The following is an 8336-nucleotide window of genomic DNA, read 5'->3' on the forward strand; positions in this document are numbered from 1 at the left end:
CGCTTCGCCGACCTCGACCGGCGCTGGATCCTGATCGGCGATGCCTCCTACTTCGTGGACCCCCTCTTCTCGTCCGGGGTCGCGTTCGCGGCCAACCAGGCGGCCTCGGCGGCGCTGCTGCTGCGCACCACGCTGCGCGCCGAACTCTCCCCGGGTCTGGTGAGAGATCTGTGGCAGGACTACGACCACGAGTGGCACGGAATGGCCGAGGTGTTCGCGCTCTCGATTGATCAGTGCTATCACATGATCGGCGCGGACAACCCGGGCAGCGCATACTGGCACCGGCGCAATTCGAGTCCGCATCTGGACATGCCCGATCGGTCCTTCGACGCGCTGCTCAACACGGCGTTCACCCCCGACCTGCTCCTGATCATGACGCGCGGCACCGGCCGAATGTCCGACCTGGCGATCGACGGTCCGTACCAGCAGGCTCGCGCGCACGTGATGCTGACGGAACCGGAACCGGACGCCGTGCTGGTCGCCGCTCCCGGAGTCCGGATGCGGGCCGGCGTGGCGCTGGATGTCCCCGGCTTCAAAGCGGTGCTCCCACCGGCCGACCTCGAACTGGACACGCCCGCCGCGGTACGGGCCGCCGTCGCCGAGTACTGGACCGATCCGGTGGCGGCCGAGGCGAACGGCGGCCTCGGCGTGCCTTCTCCGACCGCCTCCCCAGTACCGTGCCACCGTTTCGAGTTCGATTCCGACGCACTCGTCGATTCCGGCTCAGGCGCGGCGGGGTTTTCGGTACGCGGGCTGGACAGTCACGACGGCGCACCGCAGCTGTGGGAGATACTCAGCCGCGGTCCGGTCGTCTACGGCGAGCTCGGCTCGCGGCTCGCCCCCGGTCAGCGGGTGCTGCTGCAGCGGCTGATAAAGGCCGGAATGGTCACCGTCAAGACCGCGGCGAGGCAGACCACGCCGGGGACTGAAGCCGCCGAGGTCACCCTCGCGGACTGACCGAAGCGGCTGCCGGCCAGCCGGGCGCGGGCCGGGCCGGTCGCTCACGCCGGCCCGGCCCGGGTCTCAGCCGGCGTGCGCGGGGACGACCTCGACGTCGGTAGTCGACTCCCGCCCGGCCCGGATGAGCACGACGATCACCACCGCTGCGAGCGCGATGAGGATGGCGCCCCACAGGAACGCCGTGGTGTAGCCATCGATCTGCGCCTGGTCGAGAAGCGCCTTCCCACCCCGCCCGTGATCGGCCAGGTAGTTGGTGACGGCCGTCGCGTAAACGGTGTTGAGCAACGCGGTTCCCAGCGCCCCGCCGATCTGCTGGGTCGTGTTGACCAGCGCGCTGGCCACCCCCGCGTCGTGTGGGGCGACCCCGATCAGCGCGAGGTTCGACAGGGGCACGAACGAGAAGCCCATGCCGATGCTGATCAGCAGCTCGGAGGGCAGGATGTGCACGACGTAGCTCGAATCCGTCCCGACCCCGAGGAGCAGCGCCATCCCGACCGCCGCGAGCGTCGTGCCGGTGCCGGCCAGCACCCGGGGTCCGACGCGCGGCAGGAACTGGCTGGCGAGCCCCGCGGAGACGATGATCCCGCCGCTGAACGGCAGGAACGCGAAGCCGGTCTTCAGGGCGCTGTAGCCGAGCGTCTGCTGGAAGTAGTACGTCAGGAACAGGAACATCGCGAACAGGCCGGCCCCGGTCAGCAGCGAGGCCAGGAACGAGCCGCCGCGGTTGCGCTCCCACGGCACCCGCAGCGGCAGCAGCGGCGCGCTGGTGCGGGACTCGACGACGACGAAGGCCACGAGCAGCACGGCCGCACCGGCCAGCAGCCCGATGGTGCGGGCGTCGCCCCAGCCATCCTCGGCGGCCACGGTGAAGCCGTAGACCAGGGCCACCAGGCCCGCGGTCACCGTCACCGCGCCAGGCAGGTCGTAGCGGGCCTCGCCCTCCGCCCGGCTCTCGCGCACCACCGGCAGCGCGAGGACCGCGGTGATGATCGCGATCGGCACGTTCACCAGCAGGCACCACCGCCAGGAGGCGTACTCGGTGAGCAGGCCGCCGACGATGAGACCGATCGCGGCGCCACCGCCGGAAATCGCTCCGTACACGCCGAACGCCTTGGCCCGCTCGTGGCTTTCGGTGAAGGCGACGGTGATCAGCGACAACGCGGCCGGCGCGAGCAGGGCCGCGAACGCGCCCTGCAGCGCCCGCGCGGCGAACAGCAGCCCGGCGTTCGGGGCCAGGCCGCCCAGCGCCGAGGCCAGCGCGAAACCGAGGAGTCCCCAGTTGAAGGCCCGCTTGCGCCCCAAGTAGTCGGCGACGCGCCCGCCGAGCAGCAGCAGACCGCCGAAGGCCACGGTGTACGCGGTGATGATCCACTGCCGGTTCGCGGTGGAGATGTCGAGATCGGCCTGCGCGTGCGGGATCGCGATGTTCATGATCGCGGTGTCGAGGACGACCATGAGCTGCGCGACAGCGATGATCCAGAGCGCGAGCCAGCGCCGTGGATCGGGCGAGCCGTCCGCCGCGTCCACCGGACGGTCCTCCGCCTGGTGGTCGAGGGTTGTGGTCACAGGGAAGCTCCTAGCCGGTCGGACCTGAAACGGGGACGAACGAACGCCACGAGTTCGCGCGAGGCGACCCGGTGCGGTGGGGATGGTGCCGGTGGGGATGGTGCCGGTGGACGGCGCCCCCGGGACCGGACGGTCCGTGGCGGCGTCGGTGACGCGGCGGTGGCAGGGACAGGGATATCGAACAGGAGTTCGAGCAGAGAATAGCTCAGGCGTTCGAGTTGACCCCGGACGGGGGTGTTTCGGGCCGGAGTTTCGTTCCGGGCCGGCCAGCCAGCAACGGCATGAGCACGTCGTCCACCATATGATCGACGAACGCATCGTCGAGCGGCTCGCCGGTGACGAGCAGGCGACAGAAAATCATCGCCACGACGATCTCCATGATCACGTCGAAATCGGCCGACACAGAGATCTCCCCCCGCTGCGAGGCCCGAGCGAACATGCAACGGCCGATCTTCGCCTTGTTCTGCAGAATGTTGGCCTGCACGACCGCGGCCAGCCGCGGGGACTCGCTCGCGGCCCGGAGCACGCCGATGAGCAGCGCACCGTCGGGACCGGTAATCGTGTCGATCATGAGGTGCACCTCGGCGGCCAGGTCGTCCCGCAGGCACCCGGTGTCGGCCGGAACGCGGTCGCCGGGACCATGCCGCCGCAGGGCCTCCACAACCATCTCGTCCTTGCACGACCATCGGCGGTAGATCGTCGCCTTGCTGGCTCGGGCCCGGGCCGCGACGGCGACCATGCTCATCCGCTCATACCCGACCTCGACGAGCAGTTCCAGCGCGGCGTCCAGGATCGCCCGTTCCCGGGCGTCGTCCCGGGGCCACTCGGCGGGGAAATCGGTTTTCACCCTTCCGTCTCGGACGCTTCTCCGGAGTCGACGCGCATGGCCGCGACGCCGAGGAGAAGGCGTAATGAACATTACCTGGACCAGAGAAACAGTACCGTACTGTACTGAAAATGCCAGCTCCCCACACCGTGTGGTGCTGGTCACATCCGCTACCCGTCACCCGTACCCGCGCCCGCGCCGCGTCGGCCCCGGCCCCGGCCCCGGCCGCAGGCTCCGGCTCCGGCCGTGATCCGGCTGTCCCGAACGGACAACGCCCGGGGCCGTCCGCCTGGAATGCCAGTGAACGCCAAGATCAAGGGATTCATCATGCGATCGGACGTTCGGAACGGTCAGAGCGGCAGGGCATGATGGCTGGCGGAGGCGAGAGTTCCGTCCCCGCGGACCCCTGCCCGGCCGATCCCCGTCCCGCGGACGGCCCTCCGGAAGGGAGATTGTCATCATCCGCTCCGCCCAGCACCGATTCCTCGCCGCTGCCGCCACCGGCGGCATGCTCGCACTCGGCCTGGGCCTGGCGGCGTGCTCCCGGCACGGCTCCACCCCTCGCCCCGCGTCGCCGACAGCGTCGGGCCCGGGTGGCCCGAACAGCGCACTCGCGCAGGCCGGCACGCCCGAGGAGTCCGACGGCCTGTGGATCCTGCGCGACGTGCCCTACGCGCCGGTCTCGCCGGCACAGCGGCTGGATCTCTACCGCCCCTCCCCGCCGACCCCGACGGCGGGTGCCGAGGGGGCCCGGGTGGCCCCCGGGACGGTCCTGCCGGTGGTGCTCACGATCCACGGTGGCGCGTTCATGCTCGGCGACAAGCGGGACGACCTGCCGGTGGTCCGGGCACTCGTCCACGCCGGATACGCCGTCGCCAGCCTGAACTACCGGCTGTCCGGGGAGGCGAAGTTCCCGGCCGCGGTCCAGGACGTGAAGGCCTCCGTCCGCTGGCTGCGGGCCCACGCGGGCAGCTATGGCCTGGACCCCTCCCGCATCGCCGCGACCGGCGCGTCGGCCGGGGCCTACCTCGCGGTGATGCTGGGCACGACGAGCGGCGTGGCGATGTTCGACGACCCGGATCTCGGCAACCCCGGGGTGTCCAGCGACGTCCAGGCCGTCGTCGACTTCTATGGCCCGGTGAACTTCGCCTCGATGGACGCCCAGCTGCGCGCGAACGAGCGGTGCACCGTGGCCGACGCCCAGCACGACCGGCCCCACTCGCCGGAGTCGCGGTTCCTCGGCCGCACCGTGACAGCCGTGCCCCAGCTGGTACGGGTGGCGAGCCCCCTGAACTACCTGAGCCGCGGGCCGCTGCCGCCGTTCCTGATCGAGCACGGGGACGCGGACTGCACGGTCCCCCACCAGCAGTCGCTGGAACTCGCCCACGCACTGCGCGCCGCCGGAGCGCCGGCAGTGGACGTGACGATCGTGCCGGGCGCCGGCCACGGCGGTGCCTTCCCGACCCGGGAACGGATGGGCGTCGTTCTGGCGTTCCTGCACCGCACCATCGGCCGCTGACGGCCGGCACACCACCCGGCGCTCCATCGACCAACCACCTCTGCGACCTCAGGCCGCGGGCCATCCGGCAGGGTCATGACCGGCCGCAGGCCCCACCGCCTCACCCCGCGCGTCACGTCGCGGGGGTCACCTTCAGGCGGAACCATGGCAGTGGCGGGGGACACCACGGCGAGAGGGTGATGGCGATGCCGGACACCACGGCACGGCCGGACAGCGCGGGGTACGCGCGCCCCGCCGGGCCGGCGGGGCGCGCGTACCCCGCCGGGCAGGCCGTCGAGGTGGCGGACGCGGAGTCCGCCACCGGTGGGATCGTCGTCGGGGTCGACGGTTCACCCGCGTCCGTCGCCGCGATCCGGTGGGCCTGTGACGAGGCCGCCCGGCGCCTGGTCCCGGTGATCGCGGTACTGGTATGGGACGTCACGGGCGAACCGCGGCCGGTCTTCGAGACCGCGGCGAACGCCGACCGCGAGGGCCTGGCGCACGCCGCCACGCGGGTTCTGGACACCGCGCTGACCGCCGCCCGGGTCAGCGATCCGACAGTGCGGATCATCCGGCGGGTCGAGGAGGGCAGTCCCGTCCCGGAGCTGCTGCGGGCAGCGGTCGGCGCGCGGATGATCGTCGTCGGCGAGCGCGGTCACGGGGCCCTGCGCCGGCTGGTGAGCGGCTCGGTGAGCCAGGGTGTGGTGCACTATGCCTCCCTACCGGTCGTCGTGGTACGGCCAGTCGCCCCGGCCGGCGTCGACGACCGGCCGGTGGTCGTCGGTGTGGACGGCTCGGCCCCCTCGCTCACGGCACTACGGTGGGCCGTCGAGGCGGCGATGCTCCGCAAGAGCGCCCTGCACGTCGTGCATGCCTGGCACCTGGACATCCCGATCTACCCGGGGAGCTACGCCGATATCGGATCGGTGCTGGCGGAGCAGGCCCAGCAGACCCTCGACCAGGCCGTCTCCACGATCGTCACCGAGCACGCCGGCGGGCTACCCATCCCCGTTATGAAGGAGACCGTCGCCGATGGCCCCGCCCATGCGCTGCTGCGGGCCTCGGCTGACGCGCAGCTGCTCGTGGTCGGCAGCCGCGGGCACGGCGGCTTCGCCGAACTTCTTCTCGGCTCGGTGAGCCACCAGTGCGTCCTGCACGCGCACTGCCCGGTGGCCGTGGTCAGGTAGCGGCGCGGCCCGTGGTCGGGAAACCGGCACGGTCCGTCCGGCGAGATCGATCAGCCGACGCCAGCCGGCGTTGGGATGCGGGGGCGCAGCGTGCTCAGCAGGCCGAGGACCCGGTCGGCCAGGTCCTGCTCTCCCCCGCCGGCTGATCCAGCCGATCCGGCCGATCCGGCGGTGTCCCACGAGCCGAGCAGGAAGGACGGAGTCAGGCGGACGTAGAGCTGGATCGCGGTGACCCCGGGCTGCACATATGCGGCGATCTGGTCGCGGCACTGCTCGGGCGTGCCGTGGATGAACAGGGCGTCAATGACCTCATCGGGTAGCGCCCGAGCGGCACCACGCTGGTCCCCGGCGGTCCAGCGCTCGTGGGACTCGGCGAGCCGTTCGCCGTTGCCGAGCCATTCGTGGAAGGCATGGTAGGGGGTCTGGTTGAGGATCCAGGTGAGGAACGGCCGGCTGTCGCGGCGGGCGACGTCCGGATCGGCGTTCGGGCTCACGAAGACCTTCACCACCAGCTCCTTGCCCGCTGGCTGCGGTCCGACGACGGCGCGGACCTTGATCAGATCTTCGGGGGACAACAGATTGGTGACGGCACCATCCCCCCTCGGTGAAGCCGAGCTTGAGCATGCCGGGTCGCAGCGCTCCCAGGATGACCTTCGGCGTCTCGGTCGGAGGATTCGGTATGGCGAAGCCGCGGATCGCGAACGTGTCGAAGGCGCCGGAGACCACCTCGCCGCGCAGCGCCCGGGTGAGGAAACGAAGCGTGTCCCGGGTCCGGCGGAAGGGCTCGTCGAACGGGATGCCGTTGAGGTCGGTCACGTGGGCGGGCACCGACGAACCGATGCCAAGGACAAGCCCGCCGAACGTCAGATCGGCCAGGGTCGCCGCGGTCTGGGCGAGCACCGCCGGGCCGCGGGTGTGGACGGGCACGATCGCGCTCGCCAGGCGCACCCGGGGATCCCAGGCGGCGGCGACCGCGAGCGGGGTGAACGCGTCGATGCCGCCGCCTTCGGCCGTCCACACGTCGCTGTAGCCGGCGTCAGCGAGTCCCGTGACAATGCGTCGATGGTCCCGCAGCGGGATGCCGGGCAGAGGAAGGGTGACACCGAAGCGCGGAGTGGTCACGGGAGTACCTCACGGGTGGTCGACGGTGTTCGGTCAGATGGTCGTCACGGAGACGGAGGGCGGAGACGGAGGACGGAGGACGGAGACGGAAGTTCCCGCGCCCGTAAGCTCAGGCCGGGGGGCGCCGGCCCCAGGCCGCGATGATGCTGGGCCCGAGGTCGAGGAAGTCGGGATCGGCGAGCAGGGCCAGGGCCGAGTCGAGATCGGCGCGGGTGAGCAGGCCGCTGGCGACAAGGTAGTCGGCGGACTGGCTGAACGTCGCACGCCACAGGCGCCCGATCTCGTTGGAGCCGCCAACCGGGTAGTACGTGGCGTGCAGACCGGCGTCGACCAGGCCCGCTCGGGTCAGCGGCACCGGCAGCGTTCGCCCCCACCACAGGTCCGACCCGATCGACGACGCCATCGCCTGGCCGATCGCCTCGAAGGCGTGCCGGAATCCGTCGTGCGGTGACGAGTCAACCGGGGACAGCGCGAGATCCTCAGTGACCAGCCAGCCGCCCGGGGCCAGCCAGGAGACCAGCCGCCGCAGTACCTCCTCACGCTCGGGGATGTGCATGAGGACGGTGCGGGCATGGATGAGGTCGAAGGAGCCCGGCTCGAAGTCGTGGGTGCGCACGTCCGCTTGGACGATCCGCAGGTTCGACCGGCCGGTGTCGTCGAGGAAACTCGTGCTCACGTCGACCGCGGTCACCTCCCCGCCGGGGAACCGGTCGGCCAGCCAGTAGGCGACCGAACCCGCACCGGCACCGATTTCCAGGAACCGCCCTCCATCTGCGATTCCCCGCGCCTCGAGAACGGCGTGCGTGGCCGGGTCCACCTGTGATTCCAGCAGTTGCAGCCGACTGAGTTCCGTGGAGATGTCGTGGCTGAGGATGCCCTGGACGTATCCGACCGACGCGTCGGTCTCGGAACGCTGCGCAGCGACCACGTCTCGCGCCGGCGCCAAAGCCGCATCGAATTCCGTTGTACTGGTCATCGTCTCCCCTGGGCATGGTTCTGGGCCGGCTCCTGGCGGTCGCGGCCAAGTCCTAGACCTGTTGCGGACCAGCTCCGGTCCGGCACGGCGGTACCGATGTCTGTGCGGTTTCCACCATCGTACCTGGTTCCCCAGGGCTGCGCGAAGGTCGCGTGGTGTGACGGCCTGTTGCGTTAAGTGGCTATGAATTGGAGTGTCCGG

Annotated in this window: 6 protein-coding genes and 2 pseudogenes; 3 read left to right on the forward strand and 5 right to left on the reverse strand. The window is 71.0% G+C overall.

Annotated features, from left to right (window positions below; genetic code table 11):
* Positions 1 to 957: pseudogene (locus tag AC08OX_RS11690) on the forward strand (NAD(P)/FAD-dependent oxidoreductase); the annotation flags it as partial.
* 66 nt (positions 958 to 1023) lie between these two features.
* On the opposite strand, the gene AC08OX_RS11695 reads toward AC08OX_RS11690, so the two are convergent.
* Both AC08OX_RS11695 and AC08OX_RS11700 read right to left on the reverse strand, forming a co-directional pair.
* Positions 1024 to 2526, reverse strand: coding sequence for an MFS transporter (locus AC08OX_RS11695; RefSeq protein ID WP_476607843.1), 1503 nt, complete (start codon positions 2524 to 2526; stop codon positions 1024 to 1026).
* A 205-nt stretch (positions 2527 to 2731) separates the two neighbouring features.
* The gene (locus AC08OX_RS11700; protein WP_476607844.1) at positions 2732 to 3373 is read right to left on the reverse strand and encodes a TetR/AcrR family transcriptional regulator; all 642 of its coding nucleotides are present in this window, start codon (positions 3371 to 3373) and stop codon (positions 2732 to 2734) included.
* A 487-nt stretch (positions 3374 to 3860) separates the two neighbouring features.
* On the opposite strand from AC08OX_RS11700, the gene AC08OX_RS11705 reads away from it, so the two are divergent.
* The gene (locus AC08OX_RS11705; protein ID WP_476607845.1) at positions 3861 to 4871 is read left to right on the forward strand and encodes an alpha/beta hydrolase fold domain-containing protein; all 1011 of its coding nucleotides are present in this window, start codon (positions 3861 to 3863) and stop codon (positions 4869 to 4871) included.
* 185 nt (positions 4872 to 5056) lie between these two features.
* A complete protein-coding gene (locus tag AC08OX_RS11710) occupies positions 5057 to 6037 on the forward strand; it encodes a universal stress protein (RefSeq protein WP_476607846.1) in 981 nt (326 codons plus the stop codon).
* A gap of 50 nt (positions 6038 to 6087) precedes the next feature.
* On the opposite strand, the gene AC08OX_RS11715 is transcribed toward AC08OX_RS11710, so the two are convergent.
* The 3 genes and pseudogenes from AC08OX_RS11715 to AC08OX_RS11725 form a co-directional block, all read right to left on the reverse strand.
* On the reverse strand, positions 6088 to 6612 hold the full coding sequence (locus AC08OX_RS11715) for an LLM class flavin-dependent oxidoreductase (protein ID WP_476607847.1): 525 nt from the start codon (positions 6610 to 6612) through the stop codon (positions 6088 to 6090).
* 76 nt (positions 6613 to 6688) lie between these two features.
* A pseudogene (locus tag AC08OX_RS11720) lies at positions 6689 to 7159 on the reverse strand (LLM class flavin-dependent oxidoreductase); the annotation flags it as partial.
* 109 nt (positions 7160 to 7268) lie between these two features.
* The gene (locus tag AC08OX_RS11725) at positions 7269 to 8135 is read right to left on the reverse strand and encodes a class I SAM-dependent methyltransferase (RefSeq protein WP_476607848.1); all 867 of its coding nucleotides are present in this window, start codon (positions 8133 to 8135) and stop codon (positions 7269 to 7271) included.
* Between the last annotated feature and the right edge of the window lie 201 nt (positions 8136 to 8336).

The sequence above is a fragment of the Frankia sp. CoBUL1 genome, from assembly GCF_978021245.1.

Bases quoted from the DNA above. Each gene is read 5' to 3' on its own strand.
- AC08OX_RS11705 (WP_476607845.1), top strand. From the start codon at position 3,861: ATGCTCGCACTCGGCCTGGGCCTGGCGGCGTGCTCCCGGCACGGCTCC.
- AC08OX_RS11710 (WP_476607846.1), top strand. From the start codon at position 5,057: ATGCCGGACACCACGGCACGGCCGGACAGCGCGGGGTACGCGCGCCCC.
- AC08OX_RS11725 (WP_476607848.1), bottom strand. From the start codon at position 8,135: ATGACCAGTACAACGGAATTCGATGCGGCTTTGGCGCCGGCGCGAGAC.